Origin of the sequence: Mycobacterium farcinogenes, assembly GCF_019739075.1 — a bacterium.
GTDB lineage: Bacteria > Actinomycetota > Actinomycetes > Mycobacteriales > Mycobacteriaceae > Mycobacterium > Mycobacterium senegalense.
On sequence record NZ_CP081673.1, the window covers coordinates 2,177,264 to 2,203,836 of the forward strand.

Genomic DNA, 26,573 nt, shown 5'->3' on the forward strand with positions numbered 1-26,573 from the left:
GATCCGATATGCGTAATCCGTTGCCCCGCTTTGCCCGGGGTGTTCTTGCCGCCGGTCTCATCGTGAGCCTGGTCAGCGGCTGCCAGTCGTCCGGCTCCGGTGCGGCGGGCTCCGGCGGACTGGCCGCCGATGCACCGATTCCGGTCGCCGTTCCGCAGGGCACCAGCCTGGTGGTCGCCGACGACGCCAACCGGCTCAAGACCCTGTTCAAACTCTCCGGGGAACAGGACCGGCTCAGCGCGGACGTCACGTATGCCAACTTCAGCAGCGGCCCGCTGCGTCTGGAGGCGATCCGCTCGGGCAACGCGCAACTGGGACGCGTCGGTGATGTGCCGCCCATCCTCGCGCAGTATTCCGACGCCGGGGTGCCCATCGTCGGTGCCGTGAAGTACGACGGGAACGGGCTGGTGCTGGCCACCTCACCCGATTCGGGCATCAAGTCCTTGAAAGACCTGGCCGGCAAGAAGATCGCGATCAACGAAGGTACGGCGCAGCAGGCGGTGGTGCTGCGTAACCTCAAGTCCGTCGGCCTGAGCATCAAGGACGTGCAGCCGATCAACCTGGGGCTGGCCGAGTTCGCCGACGGCCTGCGTGCCGGGCAGGTCAACGCCGCGGTGCTCAAACAACCGGACCGCGTCCGGTACCTCGCCTCCACCAAGGGCGAGGGCAGCATCGAAATCCCCAACGCCCCAGGCGCTTATCCGGGTCTGTACTACGTCTACGCCAGCCGGGACGCGCTGTCCGACCCGGCCCGGGCCGCGGCCATCCGCGAGTTCGTCATCGCCTGGTACCGCGCCGAACAGTGGCTCAACGACAACAAGCAGACCTGGATCGACGAGTACCTGATCAAAGACCAGAAGGTCAGCCCGGAGGACGCCAAGGCCATCGCGGCGGCCGACGGGAAGTCCTCGGTGCCCGGATTCACCGATGAGCTGATCAACACCCAGCAGGAGACCATCGACCTGCTTCAGCAGGCCGGCGCGTTCTCCGGGAAACAGCTCAGGGCCAGAGACGAATTCGATTCCCGGTTCGCCGAACTCAACGCGACGTCGACGGGTAAGCAATGACCACCGTGCAGACGCCGCCGTCCCGGGCGGTGAGTTCAGGACCCGATCCGGTTGTGCAGCAGGACTATCCGCACCTCGAGCACCGTTCGGGTACACAACGTCGCCGGCGGCTGGGGCCGGGTCGCGCCATCCCCGCGGCGTTGGCGGTGGGACCGCTCCTGCTGGTGGCCATCTGGGTCGTCACCTCGCAACTCGGCATCCTCGACCCGCGGACCCTGCCGCATCCCCTCGACATCGTGCGCACGATCGGCCAGATGTGGTCGGACGGTCGGTTACCCACGAACATCCTCGCCTCCCTCAAGCTGGCTGCGATCTCATTGGTCATCGGGGTGGTGCTGGGCCTGGCTCTCGCGTTGATCTCGGGCCTGAGCCGTGTCGGAGAAGCCATCGTCGACGGGCCGATCCAGGTCAAACGCGCGGTGCCGACGTTGGCCATCATCCCGCTGGCGATCATCTGGTTCGGCATCGGCGACACCATGAAGATCATCATCATCGCCACCAGCGTGCTGATTCCCGTGTACATCAACACCACCGCACAACTCAAAGGCGTCGACCTGCGGCACGTGGAACTGGCTGAGACCGTGGGGCTTTCCCGCGGTCAGTTCATCCGCAAGGTGGCCATCCCGGGCGCCCTGCCCGGCTTCTTCACCGGACTGCGGCTCGCGGTCACCATCTCCTGGACCGCGCTGGTGGTCGTCGAACAGGTCAACGCCACCAGCGGCATCGGCTATCTCATGACCCAGGCGCGGCTGTACGGGCAGCTGGACATCGTGGTGGTGGGCCTGCTGGTGTACGCGGTGTTCGGCCTCACCGGGGACTACGTCGTCCGCGCCGTCGAGAGGAGAGCGCTCTCGTGGCGACGTGCACTGGGAACCTGACCGAGGAAGTGGCCGTCGTCCGGCAACTGAGCCGATCATTCGGCGGCACAACCATTCTCGACGCGGTGGACCTCACCATCCGCAAGGGCGAATTCGTGGCCCTGCTGGGGCGCAGCGGCTCCGGGAAGAGCACGCTGCTGCGTGCGCTGGCCGGGCTCGACCACGGGGTGGCCGGCACGGGGGACCTGTTCGTCGCCCGCGATGTGTCGGTGGTGTTCCAGGATTCCCGTCTGCTGCCGTGGTCACGGGTGCTCGACAATGTCGCGCTCGGACTGTCCGGACGCGAAGTCAAACAGCGGGCGAGTGCGGTACTGGCCGACGTCGGCCTGGCCGGACGTGAACACGCCTGGCCCTACGAGCTGTCCGGTGGTGAGCAGCAGCGGGTGGCCTTGGCCCGGTCGTTGGTGCGAAACCCCGCGCTACTGCTGGCCGATGAGCCCTTCGGGGCGCTCGACGCCTTGACCAGGGTTCGGATGCACCACCTGCTCAAGGAGCTGTGCGCGAAGTACGAACCCGGGGTGCTGCTGGTGACGCATGACGTCGACGAGGCCGTGACGCTGGCTGACCGGGTGCTGGTGCTCGACGGTGGCGCCTTCGTCATGGACCGTCAGCTGGACTTCCGGACTCCGGAGGCCCGCACCTATCGCAACCCGGAGTTCGTCGCCCATCGTGAGGCGCTGCTGGCGGCGCTCGGGGTGGGGGAGGCGGGGTCCCGCAAACAGATCAGTGGTGACCCGCTGTAAACGGATCACCACTGATGGAGGACGGTGCGCGAAGGTTTACTCCTCGTCACCGCCGCCGGACCACTTGTCCTGAATCTTCTTGGGGAAGTCGCTCCACTTCTTGGCGACGTCAGCGGGGGCGTTGGCCCATTTGTCGGCGGTGTTGGCGGGAGCACTCGCCCATTTGTCGGCGATCGCGCCCGGGAAGGTGGCCCACTTGTTGGCCTGGATCTCGGTGGCGCAGGCCCACTTCTCGCCGCTGGTCGGCGTGTAGCCGTCCTCGCTGTTGATCTTGTCGACGATGTCGGAGCAGTTCGGCGCGGCCGCGGCCGGCGCGGCGAGCGCGAGCCCGGCGCCCAGGGCGCCGGCGGCCAGTGCCGCCGCAACGAGTTTGTGCATGGTGTGTCCCCCCATATGGAATGTCGAAGCGTTGGAGTCACCCTATACCTCGGGGCCAGTTTGCTGAAGAGATTTTTTCGGCTGTTTTGATTTGCGGCTCCGAGAACAGCTCGCAGCGGCGAAAGTGCGTCCCAACGACGCAGCGGTTGGATTCAAGAACCGTTTGCCAAAACAACAGTGAGGCGGATCAATCGCTCTGCGCCAAGTGCTCGGCGAGCAGTGCGCCGGCATTGCGGATATGCCGGGCCATGGCAGCGCGGGCCTTCTCCGGGTCGTTGGCCCGCAGGTGCTCGATGATGGCGCGGTGATCCTGGGCCGAGGCTTCCGGCCAGCCATCCACCGCGGCGAAGAACTTGCGCGGCGCATACGCCAGCGTCGTCTTGATCAGCCAGCGCATCTTGCGTGACCCGCTCAGCCGGTAGATCAGTGCGTGGAATTGATGGTTGAGGCGCTCCTCCTCGTCGAAATCTCCGGCGGCAGCGGCTTTTTCGAGTGCGTTCTGGATGCCTTCGAGTTCGTCGACCGCTGCCGGCGTGATGGTCGTGGCGGCGCGGGCCGTGAGCTCGCCGCCCAACAGCGCCTGCGCGTCGTAGATGTCGCGGATGTCGTCGCTGGACAACGCGGTCACCATGAAGCCGCGCCGAGGCTCGACGGACAGGAAGCCCTCGGTCTGAAGTTGGAGCAGTCCCTCCCGCGCCGGCGTAGCGCTGACCCCGAGTTCCTCGGCGACCGCCTCCGGACGGATGAACGCGCCGGACTGCAGCTGTCCCGACACGATGAGCTCGCGGACGTGTTCCGCGACGACATCGGACAACCGCATCGGGGGGCGTCTATTGGTCATGTCGGACCGCCTCAGATGTCGAGTCCGCCGCGTTTGACCAACTGTTTGGCGATCACGCCACGTTGGATCTCGTTGGTGCCCTCGCCGACGATCATCAGTGGCGCGTCCCGGAAGTAGCGCTCGACGTCGTATTCGGTGGAGTACCCGTAGCCGCCGTGGATCCGGACCGCGTTCAGCGCGATCTCCATCGCGGTCTCGGAGGCGAACAGTTTGGCCATGCCGGCCTCCATGTCACAACGTCCGCCGGCGTCGAGGCGCTGCGCGGCGTCGAGCAGGAGGCTGCGGGCGGCGTAGAGCTTGGTGCCCATGTCGGCCAGCAAGTTGCCGACCGACTGGTGCTGCCAGATCGGCACCCCGAAGCTCTCCCGGTCCTGGGCGTACTGCAGGGCGTCGTCGAAGGCGGCGCGGGCCACGCCGGTGGCGCGGGCCGCGACCTGAATCCGGCCCACTTCCAGGCCTTTCATCATCTGCGCGAAGCCGCGCCCTTCGGCGCCGCCCAGCAGGGCATCTGAATCCACATGGCAGTCAACGAAATTGATCTCGCAGCTCTCGACACCCTTGTAGCCGAGCTTCGGCAGGTCCTTGGAGACCGTGAAGCCGGGGACCTTCTCCACCAAAAGGATCGACACCCCCTTGTGGGCGGGGGTGGCGGTCGGATCGGTCTTGCACAACAGCGCGACGAGGCCGGCCTTGCGGGCGTTGCTGATCCAGGTTTTCGACCCGTTGATCAAATACCCGGAGTCGTCCTTGGTCGCGACCGTCCGCATGGCCTGCAGATCGGAGCCGCCACCGGGTTCGGTCAGGGCCATCGTGGCCCGGAGCTCGCCGGTGGCCATCCGAGGCAGGTAGCGCTGCTTCTGCTCCTCGGTGCCGAACTGCAGCAGGAGCTTGGAGACCACGGTGTGCCCGCCCATCGCGCCGGCCAAGCTCATCCAGCCGCGCGCCAGTTCTTCGGTGACCTGGGCGTAGCAGGGCATCGACACCGCGGCGAAGCCATACGGTTCCGGGATCGCCAGCCCGAAGATGCCCATCTCCTTCATCGCCTCGATGAGTTGTTCGGGATAGGTGTTGGCATGCTCGAGCTCGCGGACCACCGGCTTGACCTGCTTGTCCACGAAGTCGCGGACGGTACTGACGATGGCCTGTTCTTCGGCGGACAACGTGATCACTGCGATCCTTTCCTGGAACTCTATGGAAAATATTCTATAGAGTTTGGGGATGTCCGATCCTGATGGCCCGATGGCCGCGATCCGCCGATACGTCGACGCGTTCAACCGGGCCGACGTCGATGCGCTGGCGGCGGTTTGTGCTGATCCGATGCAGATTCTCGATGGCATGGCGCCGCATGTGTGGCAGGGGCCGACCGCCACCCGGGACTGGTGGCGCGACGTGCTCGCCGAGGGCGAGCACCTCGGCGCCTCGGGATATCACGTCACGCTCGGCGAGCCGCGCCATGTCGACGTAAACGGGGCGTACGGCTATGTCGTCGTTCCGACGACGATGACGTTCGACCTCAACGGGCAGCGGGTCGTGCAGAACGGGGGAGTCTTCACGGTCGCGCTGCGCGACGGTGACGACGGCTGGCGGCTGACCGCGTGGGCATGGTCGAAGGGCATCAACAGCCCGGAATGACCTGTTTGCACAGGTAAAAGGATTTTTTGGGAGTGCCCCCGGCAGGATTCGAACCTGCGGCCTTCTGCTCCGGAGGCAGACGCTCTATCCCCTGAGCTACGGGGGCGCGGGGCTGGAAACCAGCTGCGCCGATTGGGCTTGCATAGCGTAGCGCATGGAAGCGCGAATACGGATTCGGGGCGCGGGGACCCCAGACCATAGGATGGACCCTCGTGACCCCCGCCGACCTTGCAGAGCTGCTCAAGGCTACTGCCGCCGCAGTGCTGACCGAACACGACCTGGACCCCGCCGCGTTGCCCGACACCGTCACGGTCGAGCGTCCGCGCAACCTCGAGCACGGCGACTACGCGACCAACCTCGCGCTGCAGCTCGGTAAGAAGGTCGGCGTCAATCCGCGCGAGCTGGCCGGCTGGCTGGCCACCGCTCTGGCCGCGGCCGACGGCATCTCCGCCGCCGAGGTCGCCGGGCCCGGGTTCGTCAACCTGCGCATCGAGGCGTCGGCACAGGGCGTGATCGTCACCAACGTGCTGGCCGCAGCCGACACGTACGGCAACTCCACCGAGCTGGACGAGAAGGTCAACCTTGAGTTCGTCTCGGCCAATCCGACCGGACCGATACACATCGGCGGCACCCGCTGGGCCGCGGTGGGCGACGCGCTGGGCCGGCTGCTGACCACCCAGGGCGCCGACGTCACCCGCGAGTACTACTTCAACGACCACGGCGCACAGATCGACCGGTTCGCCCGCTCACTGGTCGCCGCCGCCAAGGGGGAACCGGCTCCCGAGGATGGCTACGCCGGCACCTACATCAACGACATCGCCGCGTCCGTGCTGGCCAAGCGGCCCGACGTGATGAGCTTGCCCGACGACGAGCGCCAGGAGACCTTCCGCGCGATCGGCGTGGACCTGATGTTCGCCCACATCAAGGAATCGCTGCACGAGTTCGGCACCGACTTCGACGTGTACACCCACGAAGACTCGATGCACACCTCCGGCCGCGTCGACCAGGCCATCGCCAAGCTCCGCGAGACCGGCAACATCTACGAGAAGGACGGCGCAACCTGGTTGCGCACCACCGAATTCGGGGATGACAAGGACCGCGTCGTCATCAAGAGCGACGGCAACGCCGCCTACATCGCCGGCGACCTCGCCTACTACCTCGACAAGCGCAAGCGCGGATTCGACCTGTGCATCTACATGCTCGGCGCCGACCACCACGGCTACATCGCCCGGCTGAAGGCGGCGGCCGCGGCGCTCGGTGACGACCCGGACACCGTCGAGGTACTGATCGGCCAGATGGTCAACCTGGTCCGCGACGGCCAGCCGGTACGGATGAGCAAGCGCGCCGGCACCGTGATCACCCTCGACGATCTGGTCGAGGCCATCGGCGTCGACGCCGCGCGGTACTCGCTCATCCGCTCCTCGGTGGACACCCCGATCGACATCGATCTGGCGCTCTGGTCCAGCGCGTCCAACGAAAACCCGGTCTACTACGTGCAATACGCGCACGCGCGGCTGTCCGCCTTGACACGGAACGCTGTTGACCTCGGCGTCACCGCCGACACGGCTCACCTGGATCTGCTGACCCACGAAAAAGAAGGCATCCTGATCCGCAACCTCGGTGAGTTCCCCCGGGTGCTCAAAGCCGCTGCCGCGCTGCGCGAACCGCACCGGGTATGCCGGTACCTGGAAGATCTGGCCGGCGACTACCACCGGTTCTACGACGCCTGCCGCGTGCTGCCGCAGGGCGACGAAGAACCCGGCGAACTCAACTCCGCGCGTCTGGCGCTGTGCGAGGCGACGCGCCAGGTGATCGCCAACGGTCTGGCCATCCTGGGTGTCACCGCTCCGGAGCGCATGTGAACGCGCACCCCGCCGGGCCCCGGCACGCCGACGAGGTGCACCACGCCGGTGCTCCCGAGAAGCCGCAGAGCCCCGAAGAAGTGATGCTGCTGGCCCCGAACGTGTGGCCACGCAACCTGGTTCGCGGCGACGACGGTGTGGTGTCCATCGCCGGAGTGCCGGTCACCGAGTTGGCGGCCGAGTACGGCACCCCGCTGTTCGTGATCGACGAGGACGACTTCCGCTCCCGTTGCCGCGACATCGCCGCGGCCTTCGGCGGCGGTGAGTACGTGCACTACGCCGCCAAGGCCTTTCTGTGCAGTGAGGTCGCGCGGTGGGTCAACCAGGAAGGCCTGTCGCTCGACGTGGCGACCGGGGGAGAGCTGGCCGTCGCGCTGCACGCCGACTTCCCGCCGGAACGAATCACCCTGCACGGCAACAACAAATCCGTTGCCGAACTGGCCACCGCGGTCAAAGTCGGAGTCGGACATGTGGTGGTCGACTCGCTGATCGAGATCGAGCGTCTGAATGAGGTCGCCGGAGCCGCGGGCATCGTCCAGGACGTGCTCGTGCGGGTAACCCCGGGTGTGGAGGCACACACCCACGAGTTCATCTCCACCGCCCACGAGGACCAGAAGTTCGGCCTGTCGCTGGCCAGTGGCGCGGCCATGGACGCGGTGCGCAAGGTCTTCGCCACCGACAACCTGCGCCTGGTCGGACTGCACTGCCACGTCGGCAGCCAGATCTTCGACGTGGCCGGCTTCGAAGTGGCCGCCCACCGGGTGATCGGCCTGCTTCGTGACGTGGTGTCGGAATTCGGTGTGGAGAAGACCGCCCAGATGTCGATCATCGACCTCGGTGGCGGTCTCGGTATTTCCTATGTGCCGCAAGATGACCCGCCGCCGATGCAGGAGCTCGCGGACAAGCTCAAAGCCATCGTGCGCAGCGAGTCCGAGGCCGTGGGGTTGCCGACGCCGAAGCTCGTGGTCGAGCCGGGGCGCGCCATCGCCGGGCCGGGCACCATCACCCTCTACGAGGTGGGCACCGTCAAAGACGTGGCGGTCAGCGCCACCGCGCAGCGCCGCTACGTCAGCGTCGACGGCGGCATGAGTGACAACATCCGCCCCGCCCTGTACGGCGCCGAGTACGACGCGCGTCTGGTGTCGCGATTCAGCGACGCCTCCGCGGCGCTGGCCCGTATCGTCGGGAAACACTGCGAGACCGGTGACATCATCGTCCGTGACACCTGGGTCTCCGATGACATCGCGCCCGGTGACCTGCTGGCAGTCGCCGCGACCGGTGCCTACTGCTACTCGATGTCGAGCCGGTACAACCTGCTGTGCCGCCCCGCCGTGGTCGCCGTGAAAGACGGCAAGACGCGGTTGGTGCTCCGTCGGGAAACCGTCGACGATCTTTTGAGCCTGGAGGTGAGTGGTCAATGAGTGAAAAGCCCATCGGCGTAGCGGTATTGGGGCTGGGCAACGTCGGCAGTGAAGTGGTGCGCATCATCAACGAGAGCGCCGCCGACCTCGCCGCCCGCATCGGCGCTCCGCTCGAGGTGCGCGGCATCGGTGTCCGCAAGGTCTCCGGCGACCGGGGCGTGCCCAAGGGCCTGCTCACCGAAGACATCATGGAACTGGTGTCGCGGGACGACGTCGACATCGTGGTCGAGCTGATGGGTCCGGTCAAGCCGGCCCGCAAGGCCATCCTGGCCGCGCTCGAACAGGGCAAGTCGGTGGTCACCGCCAACAAGGCGCTGATGGCCCAATCCACCGGCGAATTGGCCCAAGCCGCCGAAAAGGCCCGCGTCGACTTGTATTTCGAGGCCGCCGTGGCCGGCGCCATCCCGGTCATCCGCCCGCTGACCCAGTCGATGGCCGGTGACACTGTGCTGAGGGTGGCCGGCATCGTCAACGGCACCACCAACTACATCCTGTCCGAGATGGACAGCACCGGAGCCGATTACAGCTCGGCGCTGGCCGACGCGAGCGCGCTGGGTTACGCCGAGGCCGACCCCACCGCCGACGTCGAGGGCTACGACGCCGCGGCCAAGGCCGCGATCCTGGCCTCGATCGCCTTCCACACCCGCGTCACCGCCGACGATGTCTACCGGGAAGGCATCACCAAGGTGAGCGCGGCCGACTTCGAGTCGGCCCGCGCCTTGGGCTGCACCATCAAACTGCTGGCCATCTGCGAACGGCTGACCACAGACGAAGGCAAGCAACGGGTTTCGGCGCGGGTCTATCCGGCGCTGGTGCCATTGACCCACCCGTTGGCGGCGGTCAACGGCGCCTTCAACGCGGTGGTGGTCGAGGCCGAGGCGGCCGGCCGGCTGATGTTCTACGGCCAGGGTGCCGGGGGAGCGCCGACCGCGTCGGCGGTGATGGGCGACGTCGTGATGGCCGCGCGCAACCGGGTCCAGGGCGGCCGTGGTCCGCGGGAATCCAAGTACGCCAAGCTGCCGATCGCACCGATCGGATTCATCCCCACTCGCTACTACGTCAACATGAACGTCTCGGATCGGCCCGGCGTGTTGTCCGCTGTGGCAGCCGAATTCGCCAAGCGTGAGGTCAGCATCGCCGAAGTCCGCCAGGAGGGCATGGTCGACGAGGAGGGGCAGCCGTGTGGCGCTCGCATCGTCGTGGTCACCCACCAGGCCACCGATGCCGCGCTCTCGGAAACCGTCGAGGCGCTGGCCGATCTCGACGTGGTGCAGACCATCAACAGCGTGCTGCGTATGGAAGGAACGAACGCATGAACCCCGGGACGCAAGGAAAGACCAGCGCAGGCCCGGTGCACCGGCCCTGGCCGGGCTTGATCGAGGCCTACCGCGACCGGTTGCCGGTCGGCGACAACTGGACGCCGATCACCCTGCTCGAGGGCGGCACGCCGCTCATCCACGCCAAGCGCCTGAGTGAACTCACCGGTTGCACAGTGCATCTCAAGGTCGAAGGGCTCAACCCGACCGGGTCCTTCAAGGACCGCGGTATGACCGTCGCGGTCACCGAGTCGCTGGCCCGTGGGCAGCAGGCCGTGCTGTGCGCTTCCACCGGAAACACCTCGGCCTCGGCCGCGGCCTACGCGGCCCAGGCCGGTATCACCTGCGCGGTGCTGATCCCGCAAGGCAAGATCGCGATGGGCAAGCTGGCGCAGGCGGTCATGTACGGCGCCAAGATCATCCAGGTCGACGGCAACTTCGACGACTGCTTGGAGCTGGCCCGCAAGATCACCGCGGACTTCCCGACCATCGCCCTGGTGAACTCGGTCAACCCGTACCGCATCGAGGGACAGAAGACCGCGGCGTTCGAGATCGTCGACGCGCTGGGCATCGCCCCCGACGTGCATTCCCTGCCGGTGGGCAACGCGGGCAACATCACCGCCTACTGGAAGGGCTACAGCGAGTACCACCGCGATGGCCTGTCCGAACGGCTGCCGCGCATGCTCGGCACCCAGGCGGCCGGAGCCGCCCCGCTGGTGCTGGGTGAGCCGGTCAAGGAGCCCGAGACCATCGCCACCGCCATCCGGATCGGTTCGCCCGCGTCGTGGTCCGGTGCGGTCGAGGCCCAGCAGCAGTCCAAGGGCCGGTTCCTGGCGGCCACCGACGACGAGATCCTCGCCGCGTATCACCTGGTCGCACGTAGCGAGGGCGTGTTCGTCGAGCCCGCGTCGGCCGCCAGTGTCGCGGGATTGCTCAAGTCGATCGAGGACGGGTGGGTCAAGCGGGGCTCCACGGTGGTCTGCACAGTGACCGGTAACGGCCTCAAGGACCCCGACACCGCGCTCAAGGACATGCCCACCGTCACCGCGGTGCCGGTCGATCCGGTTGCCGTCGTCGCGAAGCTCGGACTGGTCTGAGCCTGGTGAACACCACCCTGCCCGCCGGACTCACCGCCACCGCGGTCGTCGCAGCGTCCAGCGCCAACCTCGGCCCAGGCTTCGACAGCCTCGGGCTGGCTTTGAGCCTCTACGACGAGATCATCGTCGAGACAACCGAATCCGGCCTTCGGCTGGAGGTCGAGGGCGAGGGGGCGGGTCAGGTCCCGTTGGACAACACGCACCTGGTGGTGCGTGCCATCGAGGCAGGGTTGGCCGCCACCGGGCATCGCGCTGCGGGCCTGATCGTGCGCTGCCGCAACGAAATTCCGCATTCACGCGGGCTCGGATCGTCGGCCGCCGCAGTCGTCGGTGGGCTGGCAGTGGTCAACGGCCTTGTGGTGCAAGTGGGTTCGGATCCGATGTCCACCGAACAGCTGATCCAGCTGTCCAGTGAGTTCGAGGGGCATCCCGACAATGCCGCGGCCGCGGTGCTCGGCGGTGCCGTGGTGTCCTGGACCGAGACCGACGCGGGCGGAGCACCGCAGTATCGCGCGGCGCCGGTTCGGATCCACCCCGACATCCGGCTGTTTCCTGCGATTCCGCAGCAACGGTCGTCCACTGCCGAGACCCGGGCCGTGTTGCCCGAGCAGGTCAGCCACTTCGACGCGCGGTTCAACCTGAGCCGGGCAGCGCTGCTGGTGGTGGCCCTCAGTGACCGCCCGGATCTGTTGATGTCGGCTACCGAGGATGTGTTGCATCAGCCACAACGGGCCGCGGCCATGCCGGCCTCGGCGGAATACCTGCAGCTGCTGCGGCGTTATGGGGTGGCAGCGGTGTTGTCCGGGGCCGGGCCAACGGTTCTTGGACTCAGCTCACAGGCGGGACTGCCTGATGAGGCTGTGGATTACGGCACCGCGAACGGGTTCACCGTCAGGGAAATGTCGGTCGGAAGCGGCGTCCGTTGGACGTCGGGTGTGGCCGCCCGGAACTGACGATTGAGCAGCACAAGGAGCAGCAGACACCACACGCCCAGCGTTGATGTTGCTTGATTACTTCACCAAAGCGAGTTATTCTCGCTCTCGTCCAGCACTCGCAGGGTCTCTGCCTGCGTCGACACCAGGACGACCACCCAATCTTCTTGTGTTCTACTCGTGGACTGACGGTTCGCCGTATATCGGCGAATCCTGGCGATCGCCGTTGCGCAGGCGACGGTGTGAGCTACGCGCTCAGCGGTTCAGCTGATCGCGCATCGACCTTTGGGGAACCCTCGCACGACCTGATGAGCGGGGGAAAGAAAGGAAATCCGTGACAGATACGGACCTCTTCACGGCTGACAGCGCCAATGGCGCTGGGGATTTACCGCAAGCCGTGACATCTGAAAGCACTGCGACCGCTGACACCGCGGCTGCGCGGCGCGCTTCGAGCGCCCGGCCTGCGTCGCTGTCGACCATGGTGCTGCCTGAGCTGCGCGCGCTCGCCAAGGAAATCGGTGTTGAAGGCGCGTCCGGTCTGCGCAAGAGTGAGCTGATCGCAGCTATCCGTGCCCATCGTGGCGAGTCCAACGGTGCCAACGAGGCCGCCAAGAGCGCCCCCGCCGAGGCCCAGCCGGACGCCGGCGCAGAAGCCGCTGAGCAGCCCGCGCCGCGGCGTCGTGAGCGTCGAGCATCCTCGCGTCAGGCCGGTGCCCCGGCCGCCGACGCCAAGGACGAGGCCGGCACCGAGGGTGCCAAGGCTGAGGCGAAGGCCGATTCCGCTGCCGAGGCCGGCAGCAAGGACGCCGAGCCTGCCGCTGAGCAGCAGGAAAAGCCCGCCAAGCAGGACAAGCGCGAGCGTCAGGAACGCCGCGAGAAGCGTGAGCAGTCCGACGGCGAGAACAAAGCCGACAACAAGCAGGACGACAAGCGCGACCAGAAGCAGGACCGCGACCAGAAGCAGGACAAGGGCCAGGGCCGCGACCAGTCCGATCAGCAGGACAACCAGCAGAACCGGGGCGGTAACTCGTCGGGCAACAACAACGACGACGACGGCGACGGTGAAGGCCGTCAGGGCCGCCGTGGCCGCCGGTTCCGCGACCGTGACCGGCGCCGTCGCGGCGAGCGTGGCGGCGAGGGCGGTAACGAGACCGAGCTGCGGGAGGACGACGTCGTCCAGCCCGTCGCCGGCATCCTCGACGTCCTGGACAACTACGCATTCGTCCGCACGTCGGGCTACCTGGCCGGGCCGAACGACGTCTACGTGTCGATGAACATGGTGCGCAAGAACGGCCTGCGTCGTGGTGACGCGGTCACCGGCGCGGTCCGCGTGCCCCGCGAGGGCGAGGGCGGCGGCAACAATCCGAGGCAGAAGTTCAACCCGCTGGTGCGCCTGGACAGCGTCAACGGCGGTCCTGTGGAAGCGGCCAAGAACCGGCCCGACTTCACCAAGCTGACCCCGCTGTACCCGAACCAGCGGCTGCGCCTGGAGACCACGCCCGAGCGGCTGACCACCCGTGTGATCGACCTGATCATGCCGATCGGTAAGGGACAGCGCGCCCTGATCGTGTCGCCGCCCAAGGCCGGTAAGACCACGATCATGCAGGACATCGCCAACGCGATCACCAAGAACAATCCGGAATGCCACCTGATGGTGGTGCTCGTCGACGAGCGTCCGGAAGAGGTCACCGACATGCAGCGCTCGGTCAAGGGTGAGGTCATCGCCTCGACCTTCGACCGCCCGCCGTCAGACCACACCCAGGCAGCCGAGCTGGCGATCGAGCGGGCAAAGCGCCTGGTCGAGCAGGGCAAGGACGTCGTGGTGCTGCTGGACTCGATCACCCGTCTGGGCCGCGCGTACAACAACGCGTCGCCGGCCTCGGGCCGCATCCTGTCCGGTGGTGTGGACTCCACCGCGCTGTACCCGCCGAAGCGGTTCCTCGGCGCGGCCCGCAACATCGAGCACGGCGGCTCGCTGACCATCATCGCCACGGCAATGGTCGAGACCGGCTCCACCGGTGACACCGTGATCTTCGAGGAGTTCAAGGGCACCGGCAACGCCGAGCTCAAGCTCGACCGCAAGATCGCCGAGCGCCGGGTGTTCCCCGCGGTCGACGTCAACCCGTCGGGCACCCGCAAGGACGAGCTGCTGCTCAGCCCGGACGAGTTCGCGATCGTGCATAAGCTGCGCCGCGTGCTCTCGGGCCTCGACAGCCACCAGGCCATCGACCTGCTGATGAGCCAGCTGCGCAAGACCAAGAACAACTACGAGTTCCTGGTCCAGGTCTCCAAGACCGCGCCCGGCTCGATGGACGTCGACTAACCCCGACAACGTGAAAGGCCCCCGATCATTCGGGGGCCTTTTGCGTACCGTCGGGAGGTCAGCCGCGAAGCCCGGGCATCAGATAACGCCGCACTTGCGCCAGGACCGCGTCCTCGTCGCTGGGGTCGAGGGTGTTGCCCGGCACCGTTGCGAGCGAGATCAGTACGCGCGCAACCCATTCCGATGCTTCGGGAATGTCGATGTCGGCGCGGACCTCACCGCGGTCGCGGGCGGCAGCCAGATAAGGGGACCAGAATTCGGCCAGGTCGGGGATCATGCCCTGCACGCCGGCGCCGGCGCAGGCGGCGAACTCCTCCGGTTCGTCGGTGCGGAGTTTCATCAACACCGCGCCCGGATCGTCGTACGCCCTCAGGCCGTTTCCGACGCCCCAGGCGATCTGACGGTCCAAGCCGTCGATCTGCTCAAGCATGGCCTGGGCTTCCGACCAGAACGTGTCATTGAGCCGGACGATCACCGCGCCCAGCAGGGTCACCTTGTCGGGGAAGTGCCGATAGAGCCACCCGCGGGACACTCCTGCGGCCTCGGCCACCTCCGAGACCGTGGTCGCCCGAATCCCCTTGGTCCGTAAGCATTCTTCCGCGGCGTCGATCAGTCGATCTCGCACGCTGCGGGGTGCCGTGGTGCTGGTCAACTGCGGCGTCTCCTGGTCTTCGGATCGGGTTAGGTACATGATTCTGCCAAGGGCGTATCCGTCGCGCCACAACCATGGTAGACAGTTTTCTAATTCTGTTCACCAAGCCTTGGGGAATCATCGGATGGCCGAAACGCTGCAGCAGTTGCTCCGCGAGCGCGAAGAGGGCGACACCGTCGCCGTCAAATACGGCGACCGCACCTGGACCTGGCGGGAGCACGTCGCGGAGGCAAAGGCCCAGGCGGCCACGTTGATCGGGATGGCCGATCCGCGGCGTCCCCTGCATGTCGGCACCCTGCTGGGCAACACCCCGGACATGCTGACCGCGCTGGCGGCCGCGGCGCTCGGCGGCTACGTGCTGTGCGGCATCAACAACACCCGCCGCGGCGATGCGCTGGCCCGCGACATCGCCCGGGTCGAGTGTCAGGTCGTGCTGGTCGACGATCAGCACCGTGCGTTGCTCGACGGCGTCGACCTGCCCGGCGTCACCGTCATCAACGTTTCGGAAACCACCTGGTCGCCGCAGGAGCTCACCCCGCACCGTGAGGTGGGGCCCGACGACACCTTCATGATGATCTTCACCTCGGGCACCAGCGGCGAGCCCAAGGCCGTCCAGGTGGCGCACTCCATCGTGCTGTTCTCCGCCGCCGCCCTGGTGCAGCGCTACGACCTCACCGAGGCCGACACCTGTTACCTGGCCATGCCGCTGTTCCACTCGAACGGCGTGTACGCAGGGTGGGGAGTGGCACTCAGTTCGGGCGCGGCAATGGCTCCGGCGCAGTTCTCGGCGTCCGGCTTCCTGCCGGACATCCGCCGCTACGGCGCCACCTACATGAACTACGTCGGCAAGCCGCTGGCCTACATCCTGGCCACCGCTGAGCAGCCCGACGACCACGACAACCCGCTGCGAGTGGCGTTCGGCAACGAGGCGGCCGACCGCGATATCGACGAGTTCAGCCGCAGGTTCGGCTGCAGCGTATGGGACGGCTTCGGCTCCACGGAACTGGCCATCATCATCACCCGTTCCGAGGGCACCCCGGCCGGCAGCGTAGGCCAGGGTTTCCCCGGGGTGGCGATCTACGATCCGGAGACCGTGACCGAATGTGAGGTCGCACAGTTCGACCACACCGGCGCACTGATCAACGCCGACGCCGCCACCGGTGAACTCGTCAACACCAACGGCAGCGGGATGTTCCGCGGCTACCACAACGATCAGGGCGCTACCGATGAACGGTTGCGGCACGGCATGTACTGGTCGGGCGACCTGGCGTACCGGGACGCCGACGGCTGGATCTACCTGGCCGGCCGTACCGCGGACTGGATGCGGGTGGACGGCGAGAACATCACAGCGGCACCCATCGAGCGGATCCTGTTGCGTCAACCGATGATCAGCCGCGTAGCGGTCTACCCGGTGCCCGACGAGTTCGTCGGCGATCAGGTGATGGCAGCCATCGTCCTGCGCGACGGCCGGCAGCTCACGCCCGACGAGTTCGGCGCATTCCTGGCCCAGCAGCAGGACCTGTCACCGAAATCCTGGCCCCGTTACGTCTGGATCGCCGAGGATCTGCCCAGCACCGCGACCAACAAGATCCTCAAGCGCGAACTCGTCGCACTGGGTGCCGATCCGGCCGGGCGGGTGCTCTGGAAGCGCGACGGCACGGCGTACGCGACGCTGTGACGCGCAAACGGTGCGGGGAATAGGCCCCGGTCATCGGGCGTTTAGGAGGTTGGCGGTTGACCTGGCATAATGGACCGCCGACCCTCGGTCCCGGTTCACGTCCATTGAATTGCGGGCGACCCGGGCCAACGATTGAAGAGGAACCCATGAAAACAGGTATTCACCCTGAGTATGTCGAGACCACGGTGCACTGTGGTTGCGGCAACACCTTCCAGACCCGCAGCACCAAGCAGAGCGGCCAGATCGTGGTCGAGGTCTGCTCGCAGTGCCACCCGTTCTACACCGGCAAGCAGAAGATCCTCGACAGCGGCGGCCGCGTGGCCCGCTTCGAGAAGCGGTACGGCAAGCGCAAGCCTGCCGGCGATCAGGCTGCCGCAGCCGACAAGTAGCTACGTCAACAGCGCCCGATCTGTCGCATACGCGTCAGATCTGGGCGCTGTTCTCGTTTCCAGGAACAAGTTGGCGGCACAAGTGGAAAGGATGTGGCTGACGTGACCGACACCGCACCTGCGATCGAGGCGCTGCTCGCTGAGCACGCGGACCTCGAGCGCCAGCTCGCCGACCCCAACCTGCACGCCGACGCCGCAGCCGCCCGCAAGGTGGGCCGGCGGTTCGCCCAGGTCTCACCGGTGGTGGGCACCTACCGCAAGCTCGAAGCCGCCCGTGGTGATCTGGAGGCGGCCCGGGAACTGGCCGCCGACGATGCCAGCTTCGCCGACGAGGTGGACGAGCTGACCGCCAAGGTCGCCGAACTGGACGCCCAGCTGACCGATCAACTTGCGCCGCGGGATCCGCACGACGCCGACGACATCGTGCTGGAGGTCAAGTCCGGCGAGGGCGGGGAGGAGTCGGCTCTGTTCGCCGCCGACCTGGCCCGCATGTACATCCGGTACGCCGAGCGACACGGCTGGACGGTCACCGTGCTCGACGAGACGTGGTCGGATCTCGGCGGCTACAAGGACGCCACCATCACCATCGCCAGCAAGGGCGATTCGGCAGACGGCGTGTGGTCGCGGATGAAATTCGAGGGCGGCGTGCACCGCGTCCAGCGGGTGCCCGTCACCGAATCGCAGGGACGCGTGCACACCTCCGCGGCCGGCGTCCTGGTCTATCCGGAGCCCGACGAGGTGGAGCAGGTCCAGATCGACGAATCCGACCTGCGCATCGACGTCTACCGGTCCTCGGGTAAGGGCGGCCAGGGCGTGAACACCACCGACTCGGCGGTGCGCATCACCCACCTGCCGACGGGAATCGTCGTCACCTGCCAGAACGAACGATCACAGCTGCAGAACAAGGCTCGCGCCATGCAGGTGCTGGCCGCCCGGCTGCAGGCGCTGGCCGAGGAACAGGCATCGGCCGACGCCTCGGCCGACCGGGCCAGTCAGATTCGCACCGTCGACCGCAGCGAACGGATCCGGACCTACAACTTCCCCGAGAACCGCATCGCCGACCACCGCATCAACTTCAAGGCGCACAACCTCGACCAGGTCCTCGACGGCGACATGGACGCGCTGCTCGATGCGCTGGGCGCCGCCGACAAGCAGGCCCGGCTGCAGCAGCAGTCATGACCCGTCTGCGGCAGGCGATCGAGGCCGCAGCAGCGCGCCTGGCCGCTGCCGGCGTCGCCTCCCCTCGCATCGACGCCGAACTGCTGGCCGCCCACGTCGCGGGCGTCGAGCGCAGCCGGCTGATGTTTCTCGATGACCCCGGTGAAGGATTCGGCCCGGCCTATGACGAGCTCGTCGCCGCCCGGTCCCGCCGCATCCCACTGCAACACCTTCTCGGCACCGCACCGTTCGGACCGTTGACGCTGGAAGTCGGCCCCGGGGTGTTCATTCCGCGGCCCGAGACCGAGGCGCTGTTGGAATGGGCTTGTGCGCAACAACTTCCTTCGAATCCGTTGATCATCGATCTCTGCACCGGTTCGGGCGCGCTGGCGCTGGCGTTGGCCGCGCACCGACCCGATGCGCGAGTGTTAGCCGTCGAGAATTCTCCTGCCGCCCTGGAATTCGCCCGGCGGAACGCGGCAGGAACGCGCGTCGAAGTACTGGATGCCGACGTCACCACCCCGGGTCTGCTGCCCGAACTCGATGCCCAGGTGGACCTCCTGGTATCCAACCCGCCCTACATCCCCGACACTGCGGACCTGGAACCCGAAGTGGCCGAGCATGATCCCGCTCAGGCATTGTTCGGCGGCCCCGACGGCATGGCGGTGATCCGGCCGATCGTCACCCTGGCGGCCCGCTGGTTACGTGCCGGTGCGCCGTGTGCCGTCGAGCACGACGACACCACGTCCGAACCGACCGTCGCGGCCTTCGCAAACGACGGACACTTCGACGAGATCACTGCGCACCGCGACCTGGCCGGGCGACCCCGCTTTGTCACCGCCACCCGGGTTGGGCGAAGCTGAGTTGATTCGCGAACCGACAGGGGAGCCGACATGACGATTTTCGATTGCAGCGACGCCGAACAGCGTGCGACCGGTATCGCCTCGGCGGTCAGCGCGGTCAAAGGTGGCCGCCTCGTGGTGATGCCGACCGACACGGTCTACGGCATCTGCGCCGACGCGTTCGACCCGGAGGCGGTCGGTGCCCTCCTGGCCGCCAAGGGCCGAGGCCGCAACATGCCGGTCGGGGTGTTCGTCGGTTCGTGGAACACCATCGACGGACTGGTCTACTCGGTGCCGCCGGCCGCCCGTGAGCTGATCCGCGCCTTCTGGCCCGGCGCGCTCAGCCTGGTGGTCACACAGGCCCCGTCGTTGCAGTGGGATCTCGGCGACGCCAACGGCAGCGTCATGCTGCGGATGCCGTTGCACCCGGTGGCCATCGAATTGCTGCGGGAAGTCGGCCCGATGGCGCAGTCCAGCGCCAACGTCTCGGGCCGGCCCGCCGCGCTGACCGCGGCTCAAGCGCACGAGCAACTCGGCGACAAGGTCGAGGTCTATCTCGACGGCGGGCCTGCCGAGCAACAATCCGCGTCCACCATCGTCGACCTCACCGGCGCCCAGCCACGCATCCTGCGGACCGGCCCGATCAGTGCGGCGGACATCGCTAGGGTCGTCGGCGTGGAAACGTCCACGCTCACAACAACACCTACGGAGTGATCTCAGCTTGCTGCAGTACGGTTCATCGGTGATGTCGGCCGGTGACGCAGTGCTCCCCGCGGTCAATTCCGGGCTGCTCGCGCTTTCTGACCGGGGTGCCGGTGTGCCGCTGCGCGAGTTGGCGCTGGTCGGACTCACGGCCGCGATCATCACCTACTTCGCCACCGGCTGGGTGCGCGTGCTGGCCATCAAGATCGGCGCGGTGGCCTACCCGCGCGAACGTGACGTCCACGTCCAGCCGATCCCGCGAATGGGCGGACTGGCCATGTACATCGGCGTGGCCGCCGCGGTGCTACTGGCTTCTCAACTGCCGGCCCTGACCCGAGGTTTCGTCTACTCCACCGGCATGCCCGCGGTGGTGGTGGCCGGCGGGCTGATCATGGCGATCGGGTTGATCGACGACCGCTGGGGCTTGGACGCGCTGACCAAGTTCGCGGGCCAGATCACCGCGGCCAGCGTGTTGGTCACCATGGGCGTGGCCTGGAGCGTGCTCTACATCCCGTTCGGGGGAGTGGGCACCATCGTGCTCGACCAGGTGTCATCGATCCTGTTGACGTTGGCGCTCACGGTGTCGATCGTCAACGCGATGAACTTCGTCGACGGGCTGGACGGCCTGGCCGCCGGCCTGGGGCTGATCACCGCCTTGGCCATCTGCATCTTCTCGGTCGGGTTGTTGCGCGACCACGGCGGCGACGTGCTGTTCTACCCTCCCGCGGTGATCTCGGTGGTGCTGGCCGGTGCCTGTCTGGGCTTCCTGCCGCACAACTTCCACCGGGCCAAGATCTTCATGGGTGACTCGGGGTCGATGCTGATCGGTCTCATGTTGGGTGCGGCGTCGACGACGGCTGCCGGGCCGATTTCGCAGAACGCCTACGGCGCGCGCGACGTCTTCGCGCTGATGTCGCCGTTCCTGCTGGTGATCGCCGTCATGCTGGTGCCCGCACTCGACACCCTGCTGGCCATCGTGCGGCGCACCCGGGCCGGCCGCAGCCCGCTCAGCCCCGACAAGATGCATCTGCATCACCGGTTGCTGCAGATCGGGCACTCACACCGCCGTGCCGTGCTGCTGATCTACCTGTGGGTCGGGATCATCGCTTTCGGCGCCGCGGCGACGATCTTCTTCGATCCGCGCTACACCGGAGCGGTCGTGGCGGCTGCCATTCTGGTGGCGATCGTGGTGACACTGATTCCGTTGTTGCAACGCGGGGGCGAGGCGTCCGAGGACTAGCGCCGGAGCGAAGTACGACGAAAAGTAGTAGGCCACGTTTAGGGGTGCCTACCATGTGTTAGGGTGCTGCCAGAACCCGAAAAACCTCGCGGGTTGCCGGCCCGGCCCATCGGTTCGACGAACCGTAGGTGCCGATCAACGACCGACAAAGGGAGCTACCCCGTGGGTGATTCGAGCCCGCCTGCCGCCCTCCGATATTCTCGGCGGGCACGCACAGGGTTTTGCCAGGGGGTAGCAACCGTTGGCATCACCGAGGGTGCAGCTTTTCGTGACAGCGGGATTGGGGTGAAGCGGTGACGACACCAGCGCAAGACGCGCCGTTGGTGTTCCCGTCAGTGGCGTTCCGGCCGCTGCGTCTGCTGATCGTCTGCGTCGCACTGACCGCGCTGGCCGTGGTCGCCGCCGCATTCACCGGACACATTTTCTTCGGCGTCTTCTTCGGTGTCGGCCTGGCCCTCGGCTTGGTCAACGCCCTGCTGGTGCGCCGGGCCGTCGAAGCGATCACGGCCGAGGACCACCCGCTCAAGAAGAAGATGGCCGTCAACTCCGCGACACGGCTGCTGATCATCACCGCGATTGCACTCGGCATCGCATTTGTCTTCAAAACCTCGGGCGGCATCGCGGTGCTGTTCGGGCTGGCGATTTTCCAGGCTCTGCTGGTGATGAGCACCAGCATCCCCGTGCTGCGGAAGATCCGCTCGAACGGCCTGGATGTCTTGGATACGGAATCGAAGGGTTGAGCTGACCTATATGACTCAGACGACGACCGTGCTCGCCGCCGAAGAGGGTGGCGCCGCCATCCATGTCGGCCACCACACGATGGTGTTCGAGCTGTTCGGGATGACGTTCAACGGTGACACCATCCTGGCCACCGCGATCACCGCGGTGATCGTGATCGCCCTGGCGTTCGTCCTTCGCGCCAAGGTCACCTCGACCGGCGTGCCCGGTGGCGTGCAGCTGTTCTGGGAGGCACTGACCATCCAGATGCGCGGCCAGATCGAAAGTTCGATCGGCATGAAGGTCGCGCCGTTCGTGCTGCCCCTTTCGGTGGCGCTGTTCGCGTTCATCCTCATCTCCAACTGGCTTGCCGTCCTGCCGCTGCAGTACGGCGGCGCCGACGGCGCAGCCGCGGAGTGGTACAAGCCGCCGGCCTCCGACATCAACTTCGTGCTGGCCCTGGCCCTGTTCGTGTTCGTCTGCTACCACGCGGCCGGCATCTGGCGCCGCGGCATCCTCGGCCACCCCAAGAAGCTGCTCAAGGGTCACGTCACCGCGCTGATGCCGATCAACATCGTCGAGGAACTCGCCAAGCCGATCTCGCTGGCCCTCCGTCTTTTCGGCAACATCTTCGCCGGCGGCATCCTGGTCGCGCTGATCGCGATGTTCCCCTGGTACATCCAGTGGGCACCCAACGCGATCTGGAAGACCTTCGACCTGTTCGTCGGCCTGATCCAGGCCTTCATCTTCTCGCTGCTGACGATCCTGTACTTCAGCCAGTCGATGGAGCTGGACCACGAAGACCATTAAGCACACTGATCCGCAACTCTGATCTCTACAACCGCATCACACGAACCTCTGGCGGCGCAGCCACCAGTTATCAAGGAGGATAAAAGGAATGGAACTCGACCCCAACGCCCTCATCACGGCCGGCGCGCTGATCGGTGGCGGTTTGATCATGGGCGGCGGCGCCATCGGCGCCGGTATCGGTGACGGTATCGCGGGTAACGCGCTGATCTCGGGCATCGCCCGTCAGCCCGAGGCCCAGGGCCGGCTGTTCACCCCGTTCTTCATCACCGTCGGTCTGGTGGAGGCCGCGTACTTCATCAACCTGGCCTTCATGGCGCTGTTCGTCTTCGCCACGCCGGGCCTGCAGTAGTCCATCGGCATGGGTGAACTGACACTCCTCGCGGCGGAGGAAGGCGGTGGGGGCCAGAGCAACTTCCTGGTCCCCAACGGCACCTTCTTCGCCGTGCTGATCATCTTCCTGATCACGCTGGCCGTGATCTGGAAATGGGTTGTGCCACCGGTAGGCAAGGTGCTGGCAGAGCGGGAAGCGATGCTGGCCAAGACCGCCGCTGACAATCGGAAGTCAGCCGAGCAGGTGGCCGCGGCGCAGGCCGACTATGACGAGGCGATGGCCGGGGCGCGTACCCAGGCCTCGGCCATCCGCGACGAGGCCCGTGCCGCGGGCCGCGAGGTGGTCGATGCCAAGCGTGCCGAAGCCGGATCCGAAGTGGCCGAACAAGTGCGCCGGGCCGATGAGCAGCTCGCTGCCCAGAGTGCCGAGGTGCGGTCGGGTCTGGAGTCGTCGGTGGACGGACTCTCGCAGACCTTGGCCAGCCGAATTTTGGGCGTCGACGTGAAATCAGGTGGGACGCAGTAGATGTCGATTTTTATCGGGCAGCTGATCGGCTTTGCCGTCATCGCATTCATCATCATCAAGTGGGTGGTGCCTCCGGTGCGGAGCCTGATGCAGAAGCAGCAGGAAGCCGTGCGGGTCGCCCTCGCAGAGAGTGCTGAGGCGGCGAAGAAACTCGCCGAGGCCGATGACATGCACGCCAAGGCGCTCGCCGATGCCAAGGCCGAATCGGCCAAGGTGACCGACGAGGCCACGCAGGACTCCGAGCGGATCACCGCTCAGCTGGCCGAGCAGGCGGGCACCGAGGCCGAGCGGATCAAGGCTCAGGGGGCACAGCAGATTCAGCTGATGCGCCAGCAGCTCATCCGTCAGCTGCGGACCGGTCTGGGATCGGAGTCGGTCGCCAAGGCCGATGCCCTGGTGCGGGCACACGTCGCCGATCCGGCCGCGCAGGCGGCCACCGTCGACCGATTCCTCGCAGAGCTCGACCAGATGGCTCCGTCCGCCGTGGTGATCGACACCGCCGCGACCGCCAAGCTGCGTGCGGCCAGCCGTGAATCGCTGGCGGTCGTGGTCGACAAGTTCGACTCGGTCGCAGGCGGTCTGGACGCGGACGGGCTGACCACGCTCGCTGACGATCTGAGCTCGGTGGCCAAGTTGCTGGTCTCGGAATCGGTGCTCACCAAGCACCTCGCCGAGCCGTCCGACGACCCCGCCCCCAAGGTGCAGCTGCTCGAACGGCTGCTGTCCGGCAAGGTCGGCGATGCCGCGCTGGACGTGCTGCGGACCGCCGTCTCGCAGCGCTGGTCGATCGAATCGAACCTGGTCGACGCCATCGAACATGCCGCACGTCTGGCGCTGCTCAAGCGCGCCGAGACCGCAGGTGAAGTCGACGAGGTGGAGGACCAGCTGTTCCGGTTCGGCCGCGTGCTCGACGCCGAGCCCAAGCTCTCGGCCCTGCTGAGCGACTACACCACCCCGGCCGACGGTCGAGTTGCCTTGCTGGACAAGGTGCTCGGCGGCAACACGGGAGTGAACGGAACCGCAGCGGCGCTGCTGACCCAGACCGTGGGCCTGCTGCGCGGTGAGCGTGCCGACGAGGCCGTGATCGACCTCGCCGAGCTCGCAGTCGCCCGCCGCGGCGAGGTGGTTGCGCACGTGACCGCCGCGGCCGACCTCACCGACGCCCAGCGCACCCGGCTGTCGCAGGTGCTCACCCGCATCTACGGCCAACCGGTTTCGGTGCAGCTGCATGTCGATCCGGAACTGCTCGGTGGTCTGTCGATCACCGTCGGCGACGAGGTGATCGACGGCTCCATCTCGTCCCGACTGGCCGCAGCGGCGACCCAGCTGCCGGACTGATAACCCCCACGAACCACCCAAGAACAAGGTAGGAAGACGAAAAACCATGGCAGAGTTGACAATCTCGGCTGCTGATATCGAAGGTGCCATCGAGGATTACGTATCCTCGTTTTCCGCCGACACCGAGCGTGAAGAGATCGGCACCGTCGTCGACGCCGGTGACGGCATCGCTCACGTCGAGGGCCTGCCCTCGGTCATGACCCAGGAGCTCCTTGAGTTCCCGGGCGGTGTGTTGGGTGTGGCGCTCAACCTCGACGAGCACAGCGTCGGCGCCGTGATCCTGGGTGAGTTCGAGAAGATCGAAGAAGGCCAGCAGGTCAAGCGCACCGGCGAGGTGCTCTCGGTGCCCGTCGGTGACGCCTTCCTCGGTCGCGTCGTCAACCCGCTGGGCCAGCCGATCGACGGCCAGGGCGACATCGAGGCCGAGGAGCGCCGCGCGCTCGAACTGCAGGCCCCGTCGGTGGTGCAGCGCCAGAGCGTGTCCGAGCCGCTGCAGACCGGTATCAAGGCCGTCGACGCCATGACCCCGATCGGCCGCGGTCAGCGTCAGCTGATCATCGGCGACCGCAAGACCGGCAAGACCGCGCTCTGCGTCGACACCATCCTGAACCAGCGCGAGGCCTGGGAGACCGGCGACCCCAAGCAGCAGGTGCGCTGTGTGTACGTCGCCGTCGGCCAGAAGGGCTCCACCATCGCCAGCGTGAAGCGCGCGCTGGAAGAGGGTGGCGCCATGGAGTACACCACCATCGTCGCCGCCCCGGCTTCGGACGCGGCCGGCTTCAAGTGGCTGGCTCCCTACACCGGCTCGGCCATCGGCCAGCACTGGATGTACAACGGCAAGCACGTCCTGATCGTCTTCGACGACCTGACCAAGCAGGCCGAGGCCTACCGCGCCATCTCGCTGCTGCTGCGCCGCCCGCCGGGCCGCGAGGCCTACCCGGGTGACGTCTTCTACCTGCACTCCCGTCTGCTGGAGCGTTGCGCGAAGCTGTCCGACGAGCTCGGTGGCGGTTCGATGACCGGCCTGCCGATCATCGAGACCAAGGCCAACGACATCTCGGCCTACATCCCGACCAACGTCATCTCGATCACCGACGGCCAGTGCTTCCTGGAGTCCGACCTGTTCAACCAGGGTGTGCGCCCGGCCGTGAACGTCGGTGTGTCGGTGTCCCGCGTCGGTGGCGCCGCGCAGATCAAGGCGATGAAAGAGGTGGCGGGTTCGCTGCGTCTGGACCTGTCGCAGTACCGCGAGCTGGAGGCCTTCGCGGCCTTCGCCTCGGACCTCGACGCCGCTTCGAAGGCTCAGCTGGACCGTGGTGTGCGTCTGGTCGAGCTGCTCAAGCAGCCGCAGTACAGCCCGCTGGCCGTCGAGGACCAGGTCGTCGCGATCTTCCTCGGTACCCAGGGCCACCTCGACTCGGTTCCGGCCGAGGACGTGACCCGCTTCGTCGACGAACTGCTGGAGCACGTGAAGGCCAGCCACGGCGACATCCTCAAGGGCATCAAGGAGTCCAAGAAGCTCTCCGAGGAGAACGAGGAGAAGCTGGTCTCGGTCATCAACGAATTCAAGAAGGGCTTCGCCGCCTCCGACGGCAGCTCCGTTGTGGCCAACGAGGCTGACGCCGAGGCGCTCGATCCCGAGGACCTTGAGAAGGAATCGGTCAAGGTCCGCAAGCCGGCTCCCAAGAAGGCCTAGGTAAC

At 66.8% G+C, this 26,573-nt stretch carries 26 protein-coding genes and 1 tRNA gene; 22 read left to right on the forward strand and 5 right to left on the reverse strand.

Going from position 1 to position 26,573, the window contains the following annotated elements; genetic code table 11:
• The first annotated feature begins 8 nt into the window (after window positions 1-8).
• Genes K6L26_RS10315 through K6L26_RS10325 form a run of 3 tightly spaced genes read left to right on the forward strand, consistent with a single transcriptional unit; the run spans window position 9 to window position 2,688 of the window.
• Window positions 9-1,067, forward strand: coding sequence for an ABC transporter substrate-binding protein (locus K6L26_RS10315; RefSeq protein WP_221853084.1), 1,059 nt, complete (start codon window positions 9-11; stop codon window positions 1,065-1,067).
• Window positions 1,064-1,945, forward strand: coding sequence for an ABC transporter permease (locus K6L26_RS10320; RefSeq protein ID WP_221853085.1), 882 nt, complete (start codon window positions 1,064-1,066; stop codon window positions 1,943-1,945). The genes K6L26_RS10315 and K6L26_RS10320 overlap by 4 nt, the downstream gene beginning before the upstream one ends.
• Window positions 1,921-2,688 (forward strand): ABC transporter ATP-binding protein, encoded by a 768-nt coding sequence (locus tag K6L26_RS10325; protein ID WP_019346009.1) that lies wholly within the window; start codon window positions 1,921-1,923, stop codon window positions 2,686-2,688. Before K6L26_RS10320 ends, K6L26_RS10325 begins: the two co-directional genes overlap by 25 nt.
• Window positions 2,689-2,724: 36 nt before the next feature.
• Here K6L26_RS10325 and K6L26_RS10330 read toward each other — a convergent pair whose 3' ends face one another.
• The 3 genes from K6L26_RS10330 to K6L26_RS10340 all read right to left on the reverse strand — a co-directional run bounded on the left by K6L26_RS10330 (window position 2,725) and on the right by K6L26_RS10340 (window position 5,076).
• Window positions 2,725-3,066 (reverse strand): hypothetical protein, encoded by a 342-nt coding sequence (locus K6L26_RS10330; protein ID WP_019346010.1) that lies wholly within the window; start codon window positions 3,064-3,066, stop codon window positions 2,725-2,727.
• Between the two features lie 187 nt (window positions 3,067-3,253).
• On the reverse strand, window positions 3,254-3,907 hold the full coding sequence (locus K6L26_RS10335; RefSeq protein ID WP_221853086.1) for a GntR family transcriptional regulator: 654 nt from the start codon (window positions 3,905-3,907) through the stop codon (window positions 3,254-3,256).
• An 11-nt stretch (window positions 3,908-3,918) separates the two neighbouring features.
• Window positions 3,919-5,076, reverse strand: a complete 1,158-nt coding sequence (locus tag K6L26_RS10340; RefSeq protein ID WP_221853087.1) for an acyl-CoA dehydrogenase family protein — start codon at window positions 5,074-5,076, stop codon at window positions 3,919-3,921.
• 49 nt (window positions 5,077-5,125) lie between these two features.
• Between K6L26_RS10340 and K6L26_RS10345 the strand changes: the two genes are divergently transcribed.
• Window positions 5,126-5,539, forward strand: coding sequence for a YybH family protein (locus K6L26_RS10345; protein ID WP_064897447.1), 414 nt, complete (start codon window positions 5,126-5,128; stop codon window positions 5,537-5,539).
• 33 nt (window positions 5,540-5,572) lie between these two features.
• Here K6L26_RS10345 and K6L26_RS10350 read toward each other — a convergent pair.
• A tRNA-Arg gene (locus K6L26_RS10350) sits at window positions 5,573-5,645 on the reverse strand.
• A 106-nt stretch (window positions 5,646-5,751) separates the two neighbouring features.
• Here K6L26_RS10350 and argS point away from each other — a divergent pair.
• From argS to rho, 6 genes are all read left to right on the forward strand, one after another.
• Entirely contained in the window at window positions 5,752-7,401 is a 1,650-nt protein-coding gene (gene argS, locus K6L26_RS10355; protein ID WP_221853088.1) for an arginine--tRNA ligase, read from the forward strand.
• On the forward strand, window positions 7,398-8,822 hold the full coding sequence (gene lysA / locus K6L26_RS10360) for a diaminopimelate decarboxylase (RefSeq protein WP_221853089.1): 1,425 nt from the start codon (window positions 7,398-7,400) through the stop codon (window positions 8,820-8,822). The genes argS and lysA overlap by 4 nt, the downstream gene beginning before the upstream one ends.
• On the forward strand, window positions 8,819-10,138 hold the full coding sequence (locus K6L26_RS10365) for a homoserine dehydrogenase (protein WP_221853090.1): 1,320 nt from the start codon (window positions 8,819-8,821) through the stop codon (window positions 10,136-10,138). The genes lysA and K6L26_RS10365 overlap by 4 nt, the downstream gene beginning before the upstream one ends.
• Entirely contained in the window at window positions 10,135-11,235 is a 1,101-nt protein-coding gene (gene thrC / locus K6L26_RS10370; RefSeq protein ID WP_019346017.1) for a threonine synthase, read from the forward strand. Before K6L26_RS10365 ends, thrC begins: the two co-directional genes overlap by 4 nt.
• 5 nt (window positions 11,236-11,240) lie before the next feature.
• On the forward strand, window positions 11,241-12,188 hold the full coding sequence (gene thrB / locus K6L26_RS10375; RefSeq protein WP_019346018.1) for a homoserine kinase: 948 nt from the start codon (window positions 11,241-11,243) through the stop codon (window positions 12,186-12,188).
• A gap of 313 nt (window positions 12,189-12,501) precedes the next feature.
• Complete coding sequence (gene rho / locus K6L26_RS10380; RefSeq protein ID WP_036394984.1) at window positions 12,502-14,490, forward strand: transcription termination factor Rho; 1,989 nt, start codon at window positions 12,502-12,504, stop codon at window positions 14,488-14,490.
• 58 nt (window positions 14,491-14,548) lie between these two features.
• Here the strand turns inward: rho and K6L26_RS10385 are convergent, their stop codons facing one another.
• Window positions 14,549-15,181: a TetR/AcrR family transcriptional regulator gene (locus tag K6L26_RS10385; RefSeq protein WP_019346020.1), complete on the reverse strand. Its 633-nt coding sequence runs from the start codon at window positions 15,179-15,181 to the stop codon at window positions 14,549-14,551.
• 85 nt (window positions 15,182-15,266) lie between these two features.
• On the opposite strand from K6L26_RS10385, the gene fadD1 reads away from it, so the two are divergent.
• The 12 genes from fadD1 to atpA all read left to right on the forward strand — a co-directional run bounded on the left by fadD1 (window position 15,267) and on the right by atpA (window position 26,568).
• Complete coding sequence (gene fadD1 / locus K6L26_RS10390) at window positions 15,267-16,820, forward strand: fatty-acid--CoA ligase FadD1 (protein ID WP_221853091.1); 1,554 nt, start codon at window positions 15,267-15,269, stop codon at window positions 16,818-16,820.
• Window positions 16,821-16,966: 146 nt separating this feature from the next.
• A complete protein-coding gene (gene rpmE, locus K6L26_RS10395; protein ID WP_019344296.1) occupies window positions 16,967-17,209 on the forward strand; it encodes a 50S ribosomal protein L31 in 243 nt (80 codons plus the stop codon).
• 102 nt (window positions 17,210-17,311) lie between these two features.
• Window positions 17,312-18,388 (forward strand): peptide chain release factor 1, encoded by a 1,077-nt coding sequence (gene prfA, locus K6L26_RS10400; protein ID WP_221853371.1) that lies wholly within the window; start codon window positions 17,312-17,314, stop codon window positions 18,386-18,388.
• A complete protein-coding gene (prmC, locus tag K6L26_RS10405; protein ID WP_221853092.1) occupies window positions 18,385-19,230 on the forward strand; it encodes a peptide chain release factor N(5)-glutamine methyltransferase in 846 nt (281 codons plus the stop codon). Before prfA ends, prmC begins: the two co-directional genes overlap by 4 nt.
• A 30-nt stretch (window positions 19,231-19,260) precedes the next feature.
• On the forward strand, window positions 19,261-19,923 hold the full coding sequence (locus tag K6L26_RS10410; RefSeq protein ID WP_019344299.1) for an L-threonylcarbamoyladenylate synthase: 663 nt from the start codon (window positions 19,261-19,263) through the stop codon (window positions 19,921-19,923).
• A 7-nt stretch (window positions 19,924-19,930) separates the two neighbouring features.
• On the forward strand, window positions 19,931-21,151 hold the full coding sequence (locus K6L26_RS10415) for a glycosyltransferase family 4 protein (protein WP_043368107.1): 1,221 nt from the start codon (window positions 19,931-19,933) through the stop codon (window positions 21,149-21,151).
• A gap of 293 nt (window positions 21,152-21,444) precedes the next feature.
• Window positions 21,445-21,891, forward strand: coding sequence for an ATP synthase subunit I (locus K6L26_RS10420; protein ID WP_036394993.1), 447 nt, complete (start codon window positions 21,445-21,447; stop codon window positions 21,889-21,891).
• Between the two features lie 10 nt (window positions 21,892-21,901).
• Complete coding sequence (gene atpB / locus K6L26_RS10425; protein WP_019345008.1) at window positions 21,902-22,678, forward strand: F0F1 ATP synthase subunit A; 777 nt, start codon at window positions 21,902-21,904, stop codon at window positions 22,676-22,678.
• Between the two features lie 88 nt (window positions 22,679-22,766).
• On the forward strand, window positions 22,767-23,027 hold the full coding sequence (locus tag K6L26_RS10430) for a F0F1 ATP synthase subunit C (protein WP_003888102.1): 261 nt from the start codon (window positions 22,767-22,769) through the stop codon (window positions 23,025-23,027).
• Window positions 23,028-23,036: 9 nt separating this feature from the next.
• Window positions 23,037-23,534, forward strand: coding sequence for a F0F1 ATP synthase subunit B (locus K6L26_RS10435; protein WP_019345007.1), 498 nt, complete (start codon window positions 23,037-23,039; stop codon window positions 23,532-23,534).
• Window positions 23,535-24,872 (forward strand): F0F1 ATP synthase subunit B/delta, encoded by a 1,338-nt coding sequence (locus tag K6L26_RS10440; protein WP_019345006.1) that lies wholly within the window; start codon window positions 23,535-23,537, stop codon window positions 24,870-24,872.
• Between the two features lie 46 nt (window positions 24,873-24,918).
• A complete protein-coding gene (gene atpA / locus K6L26_RS10445) occupies window positions 24,919-26,568 on the forward strand; it encodes a F0F1 ATP synthase subunit alpha (protein WP_076211816.1) in 1,650 nt (549 codons plus the stop codon).
• Window positions 26,569-26,573: the final 5 nt, after the last annotated feature.